The sequence below is a fragment of the Pseudomonas sp. ML2-2023-6 genome (genome assembly GCF_037055265.1).
GTDB classification, from domain to species: domain Bacteria; phylum Pseudomonadota; class Gammaproteobacteria; order Pseudomonadales; family Pseudomonadaceae; genus Aquipseudomonas; species Aquipseudomonas kulmbachensis.
In genome coordinates, this window is the sequence record NZ_CP146347.1 from 2,089,027 (window position 1) to 2,107,183 (window position 18,157).

18 protein-coding genes are annotated in these 18,157 nt (G+C 58.1%); 16 read left to right on the forward strand and 2 right to left on the reverse strand.

Annotation, left to right across the window (positions count from 1 at the left end):
- The first annotated feature begins 64 nt into the window (after positions 1-64).
- The 5 genes from V6L79_RS09685 (at position 65) to V6L79_RS09705 (ending at position 5,181) form a co-directional block, all read left to right on the forward strand.
- Positions 65-1,054 carry a 2-dehydro-3-deoxygalactonokinase gene (locus tag V6L79_RS09685; RefSeq protein WP_338580130.1) on the forward strand — a complete coding sequence of 330 codons (990 nt, stop codon included), beginning with the start codon at positions 65-67 and terminating at the stop codon, positions 1,052-1,054.
- A 1-nt stretch (position 1,055) separates the two neighbouring features.
- Positions 1,056-1,685 carry a 2-dehydro-3-deoxy-6-phosphogalactonate aldolase gene (locus V6L79_RS09690; RefSeq protein ID WP_261741367.1) on the forward strand — a complete coding sequence of 210 codons (630 nt, stop codon included), beginning with the start codon at positions 1,056-1,058 and terminating at the stop codon, positions 1,683-1,685.
- A 40-nt stretch (positions 1,686-1,725) separates the two neighbouring features.
- Positions 1,726-2,874, forward strand: coding sequence for a galactonate dehydratase (dgoD, locus tag V6L79_RS09695; RefSeq protein WP_261741368.1), 1,149 nt, complete (start codon positions 1,726-1,728; stop codon positions 2,872-2,874).
- Positions 2,875-3,019: 145 nt separating this feature from the next.
- Entirely contained in the window at positions 3,020-4,330 is a 1,311-nt protein-coding gene (locus V6L79_RS09700) for an MFS transporter (RefSeq protein WP_261741369.1), read from the forward strand.
- 65 nt (positions 4,331-4,395) lie between these two features.
- Positions 4,396-5,181: an IclR family transcriptional regulator gene (locus tag V6L79_RS09705; protein ID WP_261741370.1), complete on the forward strand. Its 786-nt coding sequence runs from the start codon at positions 4,396-4,398 to the stop codon at positions 5,179-5,181.
- A gap of 58 nt (positions 5,182-5,239) precedes the next feature.
- Here V6L79_RS09705 and V6L79_RS09710 read toward each other — a convergent pair whose 3' ends face one another.
- On the reverse strand, positions 5,240-6,304 hold the full coding sequence (locus tag V6L79_RS09710) for an NAD(P)-dependent alcohol dehydrogenase (protein WP_261741371.1): 1,065 nt from the start codon (positions 6,302-6,304) through the stop codon (positions 5,240-5,242).
- A gap of 179 nt (positions 6,305-6,483) precedes the next feature.
- Here V6L79_RS09710 and V6L79_RS09715 point away from each other — a divergent pair, with 179 nt between their 5' ends.
- A complete protein-coding gene (locus V6L79_RS09715; protein WP_261741372.1) occupies positions 6,484-7,377 on the forward strand; it encodes an AraC family transcriptional regulator in 894 nt (297 codons plus the stop codon).
- A 207-nt stretch (positions 7,378-7,584) separates the two neighbouring features.
- Here V6L79_RS09715 and V6L79_RS09720 read toward each other — a convergent pair whose 3' ends face one another.
- Positions 7,585-9,249 (reverse strand): electron transfer flavoprotein-ubiquinone oxidoreductase, encoded by a 1,665-nt coding sequence (locus tag V6L79_RS09720; RefSeq protein WP_261741373.1) that lies wholly within the window; start codon positions 9,247-9,249, stop codon positions 7,585-7,587.
- Between the two features lie 560 nt (positions 9,250-9,809).
- Between V6L79_RS09720 and V6L79_RS09725 the strand changes: the two genes are divergently transcribed.
- The 10 genes from V6L79_RS09725 (at position 9,810) to V6L79_RS09770 (ending at position 17,635) form a co-directional block, all read left to right on the forward strand.
- Positions 9,810-10,559 carry an electron transfer flavoprotein subunit beta/FixA family protein gene (locus V6L79_RS09725; RefSeq protein WP_338580131.1) on the forward strand — a complete coding sequence of 250 codons (750 nt, stop codon included), beginning with the start codon at positions 9,810-9,812 and terminating at the stop codon, positions 10,557-10,559.
- Between the two features lie 2 nt (positions 10,560-10,561).
- Positions 10,562-11,491, forward strand: coding sequence for an FAD-binding protein (locus V6L79_RS09730; RefSeq protein ID WP_321835991.1), 930 nt, complete (start codon positions 10,562-10,564; stop codon positions 11,489-11,491).
- 140 nt (positions 11,492-11,631) lie between these two features.
- On the forward strand, positions 11,632-12,450 hold the full coding sequence (locus V6L79_RS09735) for an ABC transporter substrate-binding protein (protein ID WP_261741376.1): 819 nt from the start codon (positions 11,632-11,634) through the stop codon (positions 12,448-12,450).
- Between the two features lie 9 nt (positions 12,451-12,459).
- On the forward strand, positions 12,460-12,816 hold the full coding sequence (locus tag V6L79_RS09740) for a DUF4398 domain-containing protein (RefSeq protein WP_261741377.1): 357 nt from the start codon (positions 12,460-12,462) through the stop codon (positions 12,814-12,816).
- Positions 12,813-13,628 (forward strand): OmpA family protein, encoded by an 816-nt coding sequence (locus V6L79_RS09745; RefSeq protein WP_261741378.1) that lies wholly within the window; start codon positions 12,813-12,815, stop codon positions 13,626-13,628. Before V6L79_RS09740 ends, V6L79_RS09745 begins: the two co-directional genes overlap by 4 nt.
- Before the next feature lie 318 nt (positions 13,629-13,946).
- Positions 13,947-15,419: a PLP-dependent aminotransferase family protein gene (locus V6L79_RS09750; protein ID WP_261741379.1), complete on the forward strand. Its 1,473-nt coding sequence runs from the start codon at positions 13,947-13,949 to the stop codon at positions 15,417-15,419.
- Between the two features lie 71 nt (positions 15,420-15,490).
- Positions 15,491-15,964, forward strand: coding sequence for a translation initiation factor 2 (locus V6L79_RS09755; RefSeq protein ID WP_261741380.1), 474 nt, complete (start codon positions 15,491-15,493; stop codon positions 15,962-15,964).
- Between the two features lie 153 nt (positions 15,965-16,117).
- Positions 16,118-16,372 (forward strand): YkgJ family cysteine cluster protein, encoded by a 255-nt coding sequence (locus V6L79_RS09760; protein ID WP_048358771.1) that lies wholly within the window; start codon positions 16,118-16,120, stop codon positions 16,370-16,372.
- A gap of 47 nt (positions 16,373-16,419) precedes the next feature.
- Complete coding sequence (locus tag V6L79_RS09765) at positions 16,420-17,028, forward strand: START domain-containing protein (protein ID WP_261741381.1); 609 nt, start codon at positions 16,420-16,422, stop codon at positions 17,026-17,028.
- Between the two features lie 265 nt (positions 17,029-17,293).
- On the forward strand, positions 17,294-17,635 hold the full coding sequence (locus V6L79_RS09770) for a ribonuclease E inhibitor RraB (protein WP_019827425.1): 342 nt from the start codon (positions 17,294-17,296) through the stop codon (positions 17,633-17,635).
- Positions 17,636-18,157: the final 522 nt, after the last annotated feature.

The window sequence follows — 18,157 nt, forward strand, 5'->3', positions numbered from 1 at the left end:
CTCGGTTTATAGTCTCTTGCACTGATTGACGGCATTCACTGCTAAAAACAAAACAGGTGAAGCGATGCAGGCGCAATTGATCGCGCTCGATTGGGGGACGACCTCCCTTCGTGCTTATTTGCTCGGCTGCGCCGGGCAAGTGCTGAAAACACGCTCGCTGGCCAGCGGGATCATGCAGTTACCGAACGCGGCACGGTTGGTCGCAGGTCATTGGTGCACTGATGGCTTTGAGCTTGCATTCGATGACGCATGCGGTGACTGGCTGGATGCCAACCCCGGTATCCCGGTGATTGCCTGCGGCATGGTTGGCAGCGCCCAGGGCTGGCGTGAAGTGGCGTACCGCGAAACACCGGCCAGCCTCAATGCCTTGAGCACTGCCCTGCAGACGGTACGCAGCGTACGCGGGGTTGAGGTGCATATCGTGCCGGGGGTGATCCAGCACTCGGTCCTGCCCAACGTGATGCGCGGCGAAGAAACCCAGGTACTGGGCGTCCTGCAAACGCTGCCCCATCTCAACGATTGCCTGATCGGCCTGCCGGGTAGCCATTCCAAATGGGTGCAAGTACAGGACGGCTGCCTGGTGCATTTCGATACTTTCATGACGGGCGAGTTGTATGCCGCCGTCTGCGCCCACACGATCCTGGGTCGCACCCAGCAGCACAGCGCGCAGTTTGATCTGGCCGCGTTCGAGCGCGGCGTGCAGGTGGCGTTGTCGCCCGCAGGCCAGCTCGGCCCGCTGTCGACTCTGTTCAGTGCACGCACTCTGGGCCTGACCGGGCAACTGAGCGCCACGCAGCAGCCTGATTATGTCTCCGGCCTGCTGATCGGCCATGAGCTGGCGGCGCTGAGCACTGTGCTGCGTCAACATCTGGGTGAGCAGCCGTTACCCACCATCATTCTGATCGGCAATTCCCAATTGTGTGAACGCTATCAACGGGCGCTTGGCGCCTGCGGGTTTGCCGATGTGAGCCTGGCAGAACAGGCCACCGAACAGGGTTTATGGCATTTGGCCCAAGCGGCCGGATTGCTCCAACACACTCATCTGGAGGCCTGAGATGCTCAAGCAAGCACTGGCACAAAACGGGTTGATTGCCATCCTTCGCGGTCTGCGTCCTCAAGAGGCGCAAGCTATCGGAAAAGTGCTGTATGACGAGGGGTTTCGTACCCTTGAAGTGCCGCTCAATTCTCCCGAGCCCTACGAGAGCATCCGTATTTTGCGCAGCACCTTGCCCGCTGACTGCCTGGTCGGCGCGGGGACGGTGCTGACGCCGGAGCAGGTCGCGCAAGTCAAGGCCGCAGGCGGGCAGGTGATTGTCATGCCCCACAGCGATCCGAAAGTGCTGCGTGCGGCCAAGGCGGCTGGTCTGTACTTGTCGCCGGGTGTCGCCACGCCTACCGAAGCCTTTGCTGCGCTGGCCGAAGGTGCCGACGTGCTGAAGATGTTTCCGGCCGAGCAAATGGGCCCGGCCGTGGTCAAGGCCTGGCTGGCGGTATTGCCTGCCGGGACGTTGCTGATCCCGGTCGGTGGGATTACCCCGGACAACATGCAGGTGTTTGTGGATGCCGGCGTCTCCGGTTTCGGCCTGGGCTCGGGTCTGTTCAAGCCAGGGATGAGCCCGGACCAAGTGGCGGTTTGCGCCAAGGCCTATGTACACGCCTGGAATACCCGGCGTCAGGCCAACTGACTGGCGCTGCGGCGCTCAATAGAACAAGAGAGATAACACGATGAAAATCACCAAACTGACAACCTATCTGGTTCCGCCGCGCTGGTTGTTCCTGAAGATCGAGACCGATGAAGGCGTGACTGGCTGGGGCGAGCCCGTGGTCGAAGGCCGTGCCCATACCGTGGCAACTGCAGTGGATGAGCTGTCGGATTATCTGATCGGAAAAGACCCGCGCAATATCGAAGACATCTGGACCGTGCTCTATCGCGGCGGTTTTTACCGTGGCGGGGCGGTGCACATGAGCGCCCTGGCCGGTATCGATCAGGCACTGTGGGACATCAAGGGCAAGGCGCTGGGAGTGTCGGTCAGTGACCTGTTGGGCGGACAGGTGCGCGACAAGATCCGCGTGTATTCGTGGATCGGTGGCGACCGCCCGGCCGACACCGCCAAAGCGGCCATGGAGGCTGTCAGTCGTGGCTTTACCGCGGTCAAAATGAACGGCACTGAAGAGCTGCAATTTGTAGACAGCTTCGAAAAAGTCGATCTGGCACTGGCCAACGTTGCTGCCGTGCGTGATGCGGTCGGGCCTAATGTCGGGATCGGCGTGGACTTTCATGGTCGCGTGCACAAGCCAATGGCCAAGGTGCTGATGAAGGAGCTGGACCCGTACAAGCTGATGTTTATCGAAGAGCCGGTGCTCAGCGAAAACTATGAAGCACTCAAGGAACTGGCGCCGTTGACCAGTACCCCGATTGCCCTGGGTGAGCGGCTGTTTTCGCGCTGGGACTTCAAGCGGGTGCTCAGCGAAGGTTATGTCGACATCATCCAGCCGGATGCATCCCATGCGGGCGGCATCACCGAAACCCGCAAAATTGCCAACATGGCCGAGGCCTATGACGTGGCGCTGGCCTTGCACTGCCCGCTGGGGCCGATTGCGCTGGCGGCGTGCCTGCAACTGGATGCGGTTTGCTACAACGCGTTTATCCAGGAGCAAAGCCTGGGTATCCATTACAACGAAAGCAACGACCTGCTCGATTACGTCAAGGATCCAGCTGTATTCGACTACGACAAGGGTTTCGTCAAAATCCCCAACGGCCCAGGCCTGGGCATTGAGATCAACGAAGAATATGTGCGCGAGCGAGCGCTGGTAGGCCACCGCTGGCGCAACCCGATCTGGCGCCATGCCGATGGCAGCTTTGCCGAGTGGTAATGCCACTCATGTAGCCGCTGCCGCAAGCTGCGAAAAGGGTCGAAGGCCCTTCAAAACAGGGTTGCTTCGCAACCCACCGCAGCCTTCGGCAGCGGCTACAGGTGTCAGTCAACGACCTCAATAACCATAAAAAAGAGGCATGCCCATGTCATCTTCAAGCACTGTCGCGCCTGCGATTTTAGTGGCGCCTAGCCGTAAGCGTTTTTTCATCATGGTGCTGTTGTTTATCACCGTGGTGATCAACTATCTGGACCGTAGCAACCTGTCGATTGCCGCCCCCGCACTGACCAGCGATCTTGGGATCGATCCGATTCATGTCGGCCTGATTTTCTCGGCATTCGGCTGGACCTACGCCGCCATGCAAATACCCGGTGGTTGGCTGGTGGACCGCGTGCCGCCGCGCATTCTCTACAGCGTTGCCCTGCTGCTGTGGTCGGTGGCCACGGTGATGCTCGGCTTTGCGGCGAGCTTTATCGCCCTGTTCGTGTTGCGTATGGCGGTGGGCGCGCTGGAAGCCCCGGCATACCCGATCAACAGCCGCGTGGTGACCACCTGGTTTCCTGAACGCGAACGCGCCACCGCTATTGGCTTTTACACCTCCGGACAGTTTGTCGGGTTGGCGTTTCTGACCCCGGTCCTGGCCTGGCTGCAGCATCAGTGGGGCTGGCACATGGTGTTTGTCAGCACCGGTGTGGTGGGGATTCTCTGGGCCGGGATCTGGTACGCGGTGTACCGAGAGCCCCGTGACTTCAAGGGCGTCAACCAGGCTGAAATCGACCTGATCGCCGAGGGCGGCGGGCTGGTGGATATCCAGAGCCAAACCGCCGAGCGCAAGGCACCGTTCAGTTGGCTGGACCTGGGCATTGTGCTGAGCAAGCGCAAGCTGTGGGGTATCTATCTGGGGCAGTTCTGCCTGAACTCGACGCTGTGGTTCTTCCTGACCTGGTTTCCGACCTACCTGGTTAAATACCGTGGCATGGACTTTATCAAGTCCGGCTTGCTGGCTTCGCTGCCGTTTTTGGCCGCGTTTGTGGGGGTGCTATGTTCGGGGTTCTTCTCCGACTGGTTGATCCGTCGCGGGTACTCGGTGGGCTTTGCCCGCAAGCTGCCGATCATTTCCGGGCTACTGATTTCGACCTCGATCATTGGCGCCAACTTTGTCGATTCAACGCCGCTGGTCATTGCGTTCCTGGCCTTGGCGTTTTTCGGTAACGGGCTGGCCTCGATCACTTGGTCGCTGGTCTCGACCCTGGCTCCAGCACGGCTGCTGGGGCTCACCGGCGGGGTGTTCAACTTTATCGGCAACCTGTCAGCGATCACCACGCCAATCGTGATCGGCTTTCTGGCCAGCGGCGACTCGTTTGCTCCGGCAATTACCTATATTTCGGTGCTGGCGTTGCTGGGGGCTCTGTCTTACATCTTGCTGGTGGGCAAGGTTGAACGGATCGAACTGTAGAAGTCAGCCCGCCGGGCGACCATAATGCTGCCCGGTTCTCCCCCCTCTCAATGGAAAGGCTGGCTATGCAGGACGACTCCACAAAAATCGCACCCACCGGTACTCAAACCTTGCTCCGCGGGCTGGCGGTGGTGCAGGCCGTGGCCAATGGCGCGCGCGACCTCAAGGACATCGCTCGGGTGATCGGGACCACACGCAGCACTACGCATCGTCTGGCCAGTTGCCTGGTGGATGAACGTTACCTGCGGGTGTTGCCAAAAGTGGGGTATCTGCTGGGGCCCAAACTGATCGAGCTGGGTTTTCAGGCCCGTGAAGAGTTGCCGCTGGTGACGCTGGCGGGACCATATCTGGACGAGTTGTCGGTGTTGACCGGCGACACCATTCATTTGGCGGTGCGTGAGGATGATGAAGTGCTGTACCTGCACAAGAACCCGGGGCGCAATGGCCCGGAAATGCGTTCGCGGGTAGGGCATCGCATGCCGTTGGCGCGAACCGGGATCGGCAAGGCGATGTTGCTGGATTCCCCTCTGGACGAGTGGCGACGGTTGTATGAAGCCGGGCAACTGGCAGGCGGTAAAAATCCGCTGTGGCCAGATCATCAGGAGCCTTCGTGGGAGCAGTTCGAGGAGCGCATGCGCAGCTATGTAGCGGGCGGCTATGCGTTTGACTTGGAAGACAACGAACCGTCGATCCGTTGTGTGGCGGCGCCGATCCGTGATGCCAGCCGCAACATCGTGGCTGCGATCAGTATCGCCAGCACCGTGCCTTACATGTCACTGGAGAAGATGACCGGGTTGATCCCGGTCATTACCCATGCAGCGCAGCAGATATCGGCGGAGTTGGGCGGGTAAAGCGCACTGCACACAACGGTGGGAGCGAGCCTGCTCGCTCCCACAAACGCTGATACGCTTAGGCCTTCAGCGTTTTCATGTCGATCACGAAGCGGTACTTCACGTCGCCTTTAACTACGCGTTCAAAGGCTTCGTTGATGTTTTTGATGTCGAGCATTTCGATGTCACAGGTAATCCCGTGTTCAGCACTGAAATCCAGCATTTCCTGGGTTTCAGCGATGCCGCCGATCAGCGAACCGGCCAGTACGCGGCGCTTGAACACCAGGTTAAAGGCGTTCAGTGCTGGCTCAACCGGCTCGATCAAACCCACCAGAATATGCACGCCGTCAAACGCCAGGGTTTCGAGGTACGGGTTCAGGTCGTGCGGCACCGGAATGGTATCCAGCAGGAAGTTGAAGCTACCGGCCGCGGCTTTCATCTGCTCCGGGTCGGTGGACACGATCACGTGGTCGGCACCTTGACGGTAGGCTTCTTCGGCCTTGGCTTGGGAGCGGGTGAACAGGGTCACTTCAGCGCCCATGGCCTTGGCGAACTTGATGCCCATGTGGCCCAGGCCGCCCATGCCCAGAATCCCGACCTTGTCGCCCGGCTCTACGCCGTAGTGTTGCAGCGGCGAAAAGGTGGTGATACCGGCACACAGCAGCGGTGCGGCGCTGGCCGGGTCGAGGTTTTTCGGGATGCTCAGTACGAAGTGCTCGCTGACTACCATGTTGCTTGAGTAGCCACCCATGGTCAGCGTGCCGTCAATGCGGTCCGGGCTGGCGTAGGTCTGGGTCATGCCTTCCAGGCAGTATTGCTCCAGGTCTTCCTTGCACGCCGAGCAGGTGCGGCACGAATCGACCATGCAGCCTACACCGACCAGGTCGCCGACCTTGTGCTTGGTGACGTTGCTGCCGATCGCGGTTACTTTGCCGACGATTTCATGGCCCGGCATCAGCGGGTAAGTCGCGAAGCCCCAGTCATTGCGAGCCTGGTGAATGTCGGAGTGACAAACGCCGCAGTACAGCACTTCGATGGATACGTCATCCGGGCGCGGGGCGCGGCGGTTGAACTGCATCGGGGCCAGAGGGGCCTTGGCATTCTGAGCGGCATAACCGATAGCGTTATAAGTGACAGTGGACATGAGAACCTCGCGAAACGTTAACTGTGAAGAGGAGGCGATTTTGCGCCTTGATGCTTTGCAGGACTATGACGATTCCTCCGCAAGTCATGCCTAATACTCCGGCGTCGCGTGCGAACTGTCGCTTTATTGACCAATTCTGCGAAGATGCGGCTGTCTAATCCTCTTGTGAAACTTTATCCATGTTTTTGACTCGTCACCGAGATGAGAATGCCGCGCTGGTGTCTTTGATCGAACCATTGGCGACACAAACCGGTTTTGTGTCGACTCTGCTGCCTGAAGTTCGGGTGGTTTCTGCATGCCGGGTGGTGGCCCGTATGCCGCAGATCTATGAGCCTAGCCTAATGGTGATTGCCCAAGGCAGTAAGTTGGCCTATCTGGGGCAGCGCACTCTGGAGTACGGCGCCGGGCATTATCTGGTGCAGGCACTTTCGGTGCCTTTCGAGTGTGAAACCTTTGCCAGCGAAGAGATGCCATTGCTGGGAGTTGCGATCAGTATCGATCGCGCCGTACTGGGGGAGTTGGTGCTGGCTATGGGCCTGGCTCCTGACCGCAGTGCAGTGGCGCAGACGCCGGAGTCGATGACCTCGGCGGTTTTGGATGACGCCATGCGCGAGGCGGTCGAGCGTCTGCTGCGCTGCCTGCATGATCCGCTGGAGTGCCGGATCATGGGGCAGGCGCGGTTGCGTGAGGTGCTGTTCGCGGCATTGCGCGGTCCGCAGGCAGGTGTGTTACGCGCGTTGGTCGAGCAGCAAGGGCAGTTTGCGCGGGTGGCGGCGTCGTTGAGTTATTTGCACGAGCATTTTGCGCAGCCGCTGAATGTCGAGACGCTGGCCCGTTGCGCAAATATGAGCGCATCCACCTTTCATGAGCATTTCAAGCGCAGCACCTTGCTGTCGCCGGTGCAGTACCTCAAGCGCCTGCGCCTGTTGCGGGCACAGCAGTTGCTGTTGAGTGAAGGGCTGGGTGTAGCGCAAGTGGCGGAGCGCGTGGGCTATCAAAGCACTTCGCAGTTCAGTCGCGAGTACAAGCGCTACTTTGAGCGCAGCCCTGGGCATGAAGGGGTGGGGTGCTAACAGGCTGGCGATCACTTGTAGCAGCTCCCGAAGGAACGAGGCTGCGTTCGGCGGCGGAGCCGTCGTGAGATCAGAGTCTGCGGTGTATCAGTTAAGGCGTAGACTCAGGCTTTACGATCGCTTCGCAATCGAACGCAGCCTCGTTCCTTCGGCAGCTGCTACAGGATTGGGTGGTAATAAAAAGGCTCCCGAAGGAGCCTTTATGAGTTACATGTTCGGGTAAGTCGGGCCGCCGCCACCTTCCGGGGTAACCCAGGTGATGTTCTGCGATGGATCCTTGATGTCGCAGGTTTTGCAGTGAACACAGTTCTGCGAGTTGATCTGGAAGCGCTTCTCGCCACTTTCCTGGGTGATCACTTCGTACACGCCAGCCGGGCAGTAACGCTGTGCAGGCTCATCGTACAGCGGCAAGTTGACGCTGATTGGAATGCTCGCATCACGCAGCTTGAGGTGGCACGGCTGCTCTTCTTCATGGTTGGTGCTGGAGATGAACACCGAGCTGAGCTTGTCGAAGCTGAGCTTGCCGTCGGGTTTCGGGTAGTCGATCTTCTTGCAGTCCTTGGCCAGCTTCATGCACGCATAATCTGGCTTGGTGTCGTGCAGAGTGAACGGCAGTTTGCCGCCGAAGATGTTCTGGTCGAGCCAGTTGAAACCACCGCCCACAATGGGGCCGAACTTGTGTAGCGCCGGGCCGAAGTTACGGCTGGCGAACAATTCGTCGAACAGCCAGCTGGCTTTGAAGGCTTCAACGTAGGTGTTGAGTGCATCGCCGCCTTCGGAGTCCGCCAGCAGCGAGTCGGCCACGGCCTCTGCTGCAAGCATGCCGGACTTCATTGCAGTGTGGCTGCCCTTGATCTTGGAGAAGTTCAGGGTGCCCAGATCGCAACCGATCAGTGCGCCACCGTTGAAGACCATTTTCGGCAGTGAATTGAGGCCGCCTTTGCAAATGGCGCGGGCGCCGTAGCTGATGCGCTTGCCGCCTTCCAGGTATTGCTTGAGCACCGGGTGATGCTTGAGGCGCTGGAACTCGTCGAACGGCGACAGGAAGGTGTTGCTGTAGGACAGATCAACGATCAGGCCGACAACGACCTGGTTGTTTTCCAGGTGATACAGGAAAGAGCCGCCGGTGTTTTCGCTGCTGATGATATCCAGCGGCCAACCAGCCGTGTGAACGACCAGACCTGGCTGATGTTTGGCCGGATCGATTTCCCAAATCTCTTTCAGGCCGATGCCGTAGTGCTGGGCATCAGCTTCGCTGTCGAGTTTGAAACGCTCGATCAGTTGCTTGCCAAGGTGGCCACGGCAGCCTTCGGCGAACAGGGTGTATTTGCCACGCAGTTCCATGCCGGGGGTGTACAGGCCTTCTTTCGGGTTGCCTTCGCGGTCAACGCCCAGATCACCGGTGATGATCCCGCGGACCACGTTGTTTTCGTCGAACAGGACTTCTTGAGCGGCAAACCCCGGGTAGATTTCTACGCCCAGGTTTTCGGCCTGTTGCGCCAACCAGCGGCACAGATTGCCCAAGGAGATGATGTAGTTGCCTTCGTTGTGCATGGTTTTAGGCACAAACAGGTCAGGCACCTTGGTCGCGGTGCTGTCGCTGCGCAGTACATAGATATCGTCGCGGGTCACTGGAGTGTTGAGCGGTGCGCCCAGTTCTTTCCAGTCCGGGAACAATTCGTTCAAGGCGCGAGGTTCGAAAACAGCACCAGATAGAATGTGAGCACCGACTTCGGAGCCTTTTTCAACCACGCAGACGCTGATTTCTTTACCGGCTTCGGCGGCCTTCTGCTTTAAGCGGCAGGCGGCGGACAAACCGGCAGGGCCGGCGCCGACGATGACCACGTCGAATTCCATGTATTCGCGTTCCACAGGCTATCTCCTACTCAAGGCTCAACGGTATTTTTCTAATTGGAGGTTTGGCGCTTCATCCATTATTCCCTCGACCCTGAGGTTGAAGATGCAATGGATGACGCACCGCTCTCTCTGATGGGCGGGCATTATATCTACACCACTAGCAGCGTCCAATACAAACGTTTGTTTGAATCCGCTGCAAGCCAGATAAATCAAAGACACGCGGCTCAAAACTGGCCCATTTGCTGTATTGACCGCAAAAGGCGTTCCGGTCAAGATACGGGCGGTTTTGCGCTCGCCGTAGGCTGATTGTTGGTTTCAAGAGCACCTCTAAAGACAGGGCATAGGCACAAGCCTGTAGGAGCCTGCCATTTTTTGAGCGGAGTTTACACGTCCTTTTGGTGTATGACTTGTTAGTCACACCTGATAGGCGGTCGCAAGAGAAGGACTTGGCACTCGTCATTCTTTATATAAGAAGGGCATTGCAACGATCTTTGGAGGTGCCCTTGTGCTGATGAGCATCAACCGCCAGGTTCGCCTAGGCGACTTTCTTTTCACCGGAGAGTAACGAGGAATCCATGAAGGTTCTTGTAGCTGTCAAACGAGTGGTCGATTACAACGTTAAAGTACGCGTCAAAGCGGACAACTCCGGCGTTGACCTCGCCAACGTCAAGATGTCGATGAACCCCTTCTGCGAAATCGCTGTGGAAGAAGCCGTACGCCTGAAAGAGAAAGGTGTTGCGACTGAAATCGTCGTCGTCTCCATCGGCCCGACCACTGCTCAGGAACAGCTGCGTACCGCGCTGGCACTGGGTGCAGATCGCGCCATTCTCGTCGAGTCCGCCGAAGACCTGACCTCGCTCGCCGTGGCCAAGCTGCTCAAGGCAGTGGTCGACAAGGAACAGCCTCAGCTGGTGATCCTGGGCAAACAGGCCATCGACAGCGACAACAACCAGACCGGCCAGATGCTGGCTGCGCTGACCGGTTACGGTCAGGGCACTTTCGCCTCCAAAGTTGAAGTGGCGGGCGACAAGGTTGTCGTGACCCGTGAAGTTGACGGTGGCGCGCAAACTGTTTCGCTGAGCTTGCCAGCGATCATCACCACGGATCTGCGTTTGAACGAGCCGCGTTATGCGTCCCTGCCAAACATCATGAAAGCCAAGAAGAAGCCGCTTGAAGTGCTGACGCCAGAAGCGTTGGGCGTTTCCACTGCGTCGACCAACAAAACCTTGAAAGTCGAAGCGCCTGCTGCACGCAGCGCGGGCATCAAGGTCAAGTCGGTGGCTGAACTGGTCGAGAAACTGAAAAACGAAGCGAAGGTAATCTGACAATGACTATCTTGGTAATCGCAGAGCACGACGGCAAAACGCTGGCTCCGGCCACGCTGAACACCGTAGCCGCTGCCGCTAAAATCGGTGGCGACATCAACGTTCTGGTCGCAGGCCAGGGCATTGGCGCCGTAGCTGAAGCTGCTGCAAACATTGCTGGCGTGGCTAAAGTCCTGGTGGCTGACAACGCGGCTTACGCGCATCAGTTGCCTGAGAACGTTGCCCCGCTGGTAGCTGAGCTTGCTGCTGGCTACAGCCATATCCTGGCTGCTGCCACCTCCAACGGCAAAAACATCCTGCCGCGCGTTGCTGCGCAGTTGGACGTTGACCAGATCTCCGAGATCATCTCGGTCATCAGCGCTGACACCTTCACCCGTCCGATCTACGCCGGTAACGCCATTGCCACCGTGCAGTCCACTGCGCCGGTCAAAGTGATCACCGTGCGTGCCACCGGTTTTGATCCGGTTGCCGCACAAGGTGGTTCGGCAGCGGTTGAAGCGGTTGCAGCGGTTCACGATGCAGGCACTTCGTCGTTCGTTGGCGAAGAGCTGGCCAAGTCGGACCGTCCTGAGCTGACCGCAGCCAAAATCGTCGTTTCCGGCGGTCGTGGCATGCAGAACGGTGACAACTTCAAACTGCTGTACACCTTGGCCGACAAGCTGGGCGCTGCTGTTGGCGCTTCTCGCGCAGCCGTGGACGCAGGTTTTGTACCCAACGACATGCAGGTCGGTCAGACCGGTAAAATCGTTGCGCCACAGCTGTACATCGCCGTTGGTATTTCCGGCGCGATCCAGCATCTGGCTGGTATGAAAGACTCCAAAGTGATCGTTGCGATCAACAAGGACGAAGAAGCACCGATATTCCAGGTGGCCGATTACGGTCTGGTAGCGGACTTGTTCGAAGCCGTACCTGAGCTGGAGAAGCTGGTTTAATCCAGTTGCTTCACTTATAAAGAGCCCGGTTATCGGGGCTGTGGGGCAGGGCAGAACACTCAGTGTTTTGCCCCGTTCTTCACGGCCTGGGTGACCGGGTTTTTTTATGCGTGTCAATTGCGTGGATGGAGCGAAGGGGTATGGATATGCGTCAGTTGAGCAGGCTGCTAGTGGGATTGGCATTTTTGCCACTGCTGTCTGAGGCGGCGGGCAAGTGCGAGCGCCTGATCGTCACTGGCAGCCCTGATGCACCGCCTTATCTGTGGCGCGACCCGGCCGACCCGGCGCACTTGATCGGCGCCAGTGCCGATCTGATACAACTGGCAGGCCAGGAGTTGGGGATCAAGGTTGAAGTGCTCTATGGCGGCAAACGCGCCCAGGCCCAGGACGAAGTACGTACCGGGCGTATGGACATGCTGCTGGATGCGCCGCTGACGGTCAGCGGGCTGTCATCGTTCGACTACATTCACCCCCCGCTGGTGCGTAACGATTATTTGGTGTGGACCCGCAAGGACTCGCCCCTGGCCTACGAAACCCCGGCTGACCTGCATGGCCATGCAGGCGCCGTTTCGGAAAAATCCCGTTTAAGCGACACCTTCAACGAGTTTGCCCAGCACCAACTAACCCTGGAGCGCCTGCCAGGCCTGACCCAGGCGTTTCAGCAGTTGTTGCTCGGCAATGCCGAGTACGTACTGGCAGGCCGCTATGCCGGTATGGCTACTGCGCAAACCTTGGGCATCGCCGATGACCTGGTAGCGCACCCGCAGCCCATTGATCAACCGGGGCTGTTTTTGGCTATTTCCCATGACTCGGCCTGCAATGAGCCCTGGTTGCGCGGACAGCTCGCCAAAAAGATGACAGAATTGCCCGCGTCCGGCCTGACCGAGGCGGCAGTGCAACGCAATCTAGAGCGGTGGAAAGCCCAGTTGCTACAACCGCTCAGCGCCCCAAAACAGTAGGAATTCCTAGTGACAATTCGACCTCTTTTCGCTGCCCTGGCCGTTTTGGCTCTGGCGGGTTGTGCAGCCGATCCTGCGCCGAATGAACAATTGCGTTTGACCGAACAAGCCCTGGAACAAGCCAAGGCCGTAGGTGCGAAAGCCGATGATATGGCTGAGCTGAAGCAAGCCGAAGACAAGCTGGCCCAAGCGCTGGCAGATATGGCAGATGAATCCTACAAAGACGCGCGCATGCAGGCTGAACAGGCTGAACTTGATGCCCGATTGGCCGAAGCCCGCGTGCTGACGCAAAAAAGCCAGGAACAATTGAACGTGCTCAATACCCGTATTTCGCGCTTGCGCAAACAGCTGGCGGAGGCCCAATGAGCCTCAAGTCCAGAGCTTTCATGGGTGTGCTGGTGGTGGGTTGCGTCAGCCTGGCCGGGTGTGCCGGGCATCACAACAGCGCTCAGGCCTTGCAACAGGCCAGTACCGATTTTCAGGCCGTAAAAGAAGACACCAATGTGTTGCGCATCGCGCCCAAGGACGTGATTCGTGCAGGCGAATCCCTGGCCCGCGCCGACCGATTGTCCAGCTACTGGGGCAGTGGCGAAGACGTGGCGCATTACGCCTATGTGAGCCAGCGCTACAGTGAAATTGCCCGCGAGCATACGCAGCAGGTGCTCAACGAAGAACGTGCGGCCAAGCTCGAGCTCGAGCGTCAGCGCCTGCAGCTGGCCTTGCGCGAAGCCAAGTTGTTGAGCGTTCAGCAACAGGGCCAATGGCTGGAAGAGCAAATTATTAGCCTGGCTACTACCCAGACTGATCGTGGTTTGGTCATGACCCTGGGCGACGTATTGTTCGACACGGGCGAAGCCGATTTGAAAAACTCGGCCAACCGTACGGTGCTCAAACTGGTGCAGTTTCTGCAGCTGAACCCCAAGCGCATCGTGCGCATCGAGGGTTACACCGACAGCACTGGCGGCAAGGAGGACAACCTCACGCTGTCGCGTGATCGTGCGCAGGCTGTGGCGGATGTGTTGGTTGACCTGGGGATCGACGAAAAGCGCATCCAGGTTGAAGGCTATGGCGATCAGTACCCGGTGGACGTAAACGCTACCGAACGCGGTCGGGCCCAGAATCGCCGTGTCGAAATCGTTTTTTCTGACGACAAAGGTCAGTTGGGCGCTGCTCGCTAAAGCGCGCAGCGAAGGGCTTCATTGAAGCCCTGTAGCAGCTGCCGAAGGAACGAGGCTGCGTTCGGCGGCGCAGCCGTCGTAAACCTAAGTACTCAATATCGCTGACACACCGAGGTGCCTGATTTGCGACGACGACGTCGCCGAACGCAGCCTCGTTCCTTCGGCAGCTGCTACGTGGGTGGCTAATCCGCACCCATACAGTTCCCACCCGCGCACACCCTGTACGGCTTAGTTAAGTGACAACTGTGCCCGTACACTTCTAAACTGTTCCGGTATTGTTCTCCACAAAAATAAAGCCTGAACATCGAGTGCTGCGCCATGACCAACCTTTTGCTCTATCAACGTATCGCTCAGCAGTTGGCTGAGGATATTCGGCGTGGCGTTTATCAGCCAGGCGAGCGCGTGCCTTCGGTACGCAAGATGAGCTCTCAGCTCAACGTCAGCCATGCCACGGTGTTGCAGGCATACGCCAATCTGGAAGATCAGGGTTTGATTCGGGCGCGGCCGCAGTCCGGTTATTACGTGCACCAGACCCCGGCCCTGACCGCTCCCACCCCGGATATCGCCCGTGTAGAGCGTCCAGGCCTGGTCACTCGGAGCAGTATCATCCAGCAGGTATTGGTCGAGTCCCGTCGTGAAGGCGTGTTCCCGCTGGGTGCGGCCGTGCCCAGTGTCGATTACTTGCCTGTGCGGGCGCTGCATCAGCAACTGGCCAAGGTCACGCGCTTTCACAGCCCGCGGGCGTTCAGCTATATGTTCAGCCCGGGCTTTGAACCGTTGCGGCGCCAGGTGGCAATTCGCATGCGCGATGCTGGCGTGGTGGTTGACCCTTCGGAGGTCATCATCACCCACGGCTGTGTCGATGCCCTGCAAATGTCATTGCGCGTGCTGACCCGCCCCGGCGACCTGATTGCGGCGGAGTCCCCCACCTACTACGGGCTGCTGCAACTGGCTGACCTGCTGGGCTTGAAAGTCATCGAAATCCCCAGCGACCCGGCGACCGGCATGAGCCTTGAAGCCCTGCAACTGGCGGCCAATCAATGGTCGATCAAGGCCCTGGTGCTGACCACGCGGCTGAGTAACCCATTAGGCGGGACGATGCCCGAAGAGCGGCAAAAGCAGTTGCTGCGTCTGGCTTCCGATTTTGATATCCAGATCGTCGAAGACGACATCTATGGCGAGTTGATGTTCGAGGTCGGTCGTACCAAGGCCTTGAAAGCCTACGATCGCCTGGATCGGGTGATTTACTGCTCGAGCTTTTCCAAGACCTTGTCCCCCGGTGTGCGTATTGGCTGGATGATCGCGGGCAAGTTTCAGCAGGAAATCCAGCGGCTGCAAACCTTCACCACCCATTCGGCGTGCAGCGTGACGCAGATGGGCGTGGCGGCTTACCTTGAAAATGGCGGTTACGACCGCCATTTGCGTTTCATCCGCCAGGAATACAGGAAGAACCTGAGTGCGTTCCAACTGGCTGTTCAGCAGCACTTTCCTGAAGGCACACAGATGTCACGCCCTAGCGGAGGCTTTATCCTGTGGGTCAGCTTGCCGGGCCGGGTCAATACTCAGGAACTGCATGTGCGGGCGCTGCAACAAGGCATCAGTATCGCGCCGGGGCTGATCTTCAGTAACACTGAGCAGTTCAATCACTGCATACGACTAAACTGCGCCATACCCTGGAACCGCGAAGCCGATCGGGCCTTGATGACCTTGGGCATGCTTGCCAACCAGCTCTGCCAGGAAGCCTCGGGCCTCTACGGAGGAAGCGCGGCAGCCGCAGGGATGGCCTTTTGACCATAATCACCTTGTCACCCTGTGCGTAAAGCGCGAGCATACGCACCTGAACGGTTAAAACTGTGGGAGTTATGAAAGCGACATATTGTGTGGGCCTGCTGTTAGTGGGCGTTTTGAGTGCGCTTAATGCTGTTGTTGCGACAGCGGCCCAAGTGCAACCTGTAACGACCTCCGCGGAGAAAAAAACGGTCCATTCACCCGCAAAGCCGGTGGCCAGCGAGAAAAAAGCTCCGGTCAAGAAGCGTGCGCCCGTGGCCTCAAAATCCAGGTCGGCCCATGAGATCGCCAAAAATCCTTTGCCCGCCGCACACCTCGATTTGCGACTGCCCCCCGAAATGGTCAAGCAGCTCCATCCTCTTGGCGCTGTCCCGATGCCCGCGCACAAACCATTACTGCCTAACATGTTTGGTGAGAAAGCAGCCGAAGAAAGCCCTTTTCAGCTCAACGGACGCCTGCTCAGTAATGAGATGAACCTGCAATTGCGCAATGAAGCCCGGCACAATGAAATCGAAGGCGCAGCGCTGGATTTCGAGTTCAAACAATAAGTGTCGAGCGCTGAAAAACGGGCTTCTAAACTGACTATTCAGTCACTGTCATTTATCGGCACATTCTGCTGAACGGTCAATTTCAAACACCTGTTCCAGCGAGTACTATCCTTTGTCATCAACACACTTTGCCCCGAATGAGGTGCTAACGTCATGAATTGCCGTGAAGGCTGTGGCGCTTGCTGCATAGCCCCTTCCATCAGTACACCGCTGCCAGGTATGCCCAATGGCAAGCCTGCCGGGGAACGCTGCCTGCATCTTTCTGTCGACTACTTGTGCGGTTTGTTCGGTCAGCCTGAGCGTCCCGCGGTGTGTGGCGACTTCAAGGCAGACATCGAGGTGTGCGGCAGTAACCGTGAAGAAGCCATCAACTTGATCGGCTGGTGGGAGCAGATGACCGCGGCGTAGTGTGTTTGTGTCCAGTGAACAGACCTTCAACAATAAGGAATAAGACAATGGGTTCGTTGCATCGAGTGGCATTGGTATGTGGTTTGAGCGTTCTGCTGGTGGGCGTGGCTCAGGCTGAAAACTGGAAGGTCGCCAAGGATCAGGACGGCATCAAGGTGTCGTTGAGCGAAGTTGCCGGCTCCCAGTACAAGGCTTATCAGGGGGTGACCACCATCAAGGCGCCACTGGCCAAGATCAGCAAATTGCAGGAAGACGTGGCGAGCGCCTGTGCCTGGATTCATGAGTGCCAATCGCAAAAGCTGCTCAAGCATGAAGGCGACCAGAGCTGGACCTACACCCAGTTCAAGACGCCGTGGCCGGTAACCCCGCGTGACTCGGTGTTGCTGGTGACCACTGTTCAAGGGGCCGATGGCAGCTTGACCCGTACCCTCAAAGGGCAGCCGACCTACATCCCGGAAGAAAAGGGCTTTGTACGGGTTGCCCAGGTCGATGGCTTCTGGAAGCTTGTGCCCAAAGGCGACAACCTGACAGAAGTGACTTATCAGGTGCACACCGAGCCGGGTGGCAGCGTGCCGTCCTGGTTGGCCAACAAGTTTGTGGTCGATGCTCCGTTCAACACCCTCAAAGGGCTCAAGGAGCGCGCTGAAAAGCCGTAACCCTTGGTGTGGGCCGCTTGGTCCTGGGCAGCGCATCTGTCCGGGTACCGGGCGCCGGTTTTCCCGGCAAAGGTAAAACCTGTTGAAATTCATGGCTTGCCCCCTTGGCAGACGCTGCGCCCTGGGGCTACTCTGCATCCAGACCAGCGAAGTAATCGACTGGCTCTGATCTTGTTTGCTACATGCTTATTTCTTCCCTTTTCACGGCCTGCCTGCAGCCGAAAGGGAAGCGCTGAATGTCTATCCATTGCGAGGAGGACGTTTCATGAGCACAGCCCATCAAGAAGACCTCAGCAGCTATGTGCTGCGCCGCATGAAAGAAGGCGGTTTTGATTTTTCACGCATCCATCCCATCGAGTTTTACGCAATCTTCCCGGACGAGGAGCGGGCGCGCAGAGCTGCAGGTAAATTTTGTGGTGAATCCTTGAATGCACAGATCAATGTGCGTGATGACGGCGCCTGGTATCTGGAATTAAGCAAAGTGATGTACGCCACCTATGGTGGTATTGGCGATTTTGAGCAGGACTTTGAAGCGGTAGTGGTTCCGCTGGGCGGGATTATTGAAGGCTGGGGCGTCAAGCAGGAGGTGCGTGGCCTGTTGAATTAACACGCGTGCGGTGTATATACGGCTAGCCTTTGGGCTGGCCGTTTTGGTTTTAAGCGAGGTCATTCAAGCGTGCAGTAACCCACGGCCGTCGAAGACGCACAGGGGCTGCACGCCTTCGGCATCAGGGCGAGTCTTTAGCCGATGACCTTGGTCAAATTCGGCAAGATCAGCAGCAAGGTGGTAGCAAAGAGAATGAGTCCGGCCTGACGTACTTTCGTATGTTTGAACATGGCTATCTGCCTTTTTTTGTTATTCCTGGACGACAATGCCAGCGACAAGGGCACCAATCCTTGAAAAAGCTCGCCCCCCGCGACAGGTTTAACCTTAGAGCCCTCATAAGATATGGCTTAGAACCCTTTTACATCATTCAAGTGCAGTAGGTTTCTAAAAAGCTATTAGGGTTTCTTGGCTTGCGCTGTCACCCCGCAGCTAGACGCAATGGGCTGGTTTACAGTCGATATCCTTAGTGCCCTACCGTTCGTCCGGGAGCGTGGAGCGGGGTGTTTTCGTCCCGCCAAGGCG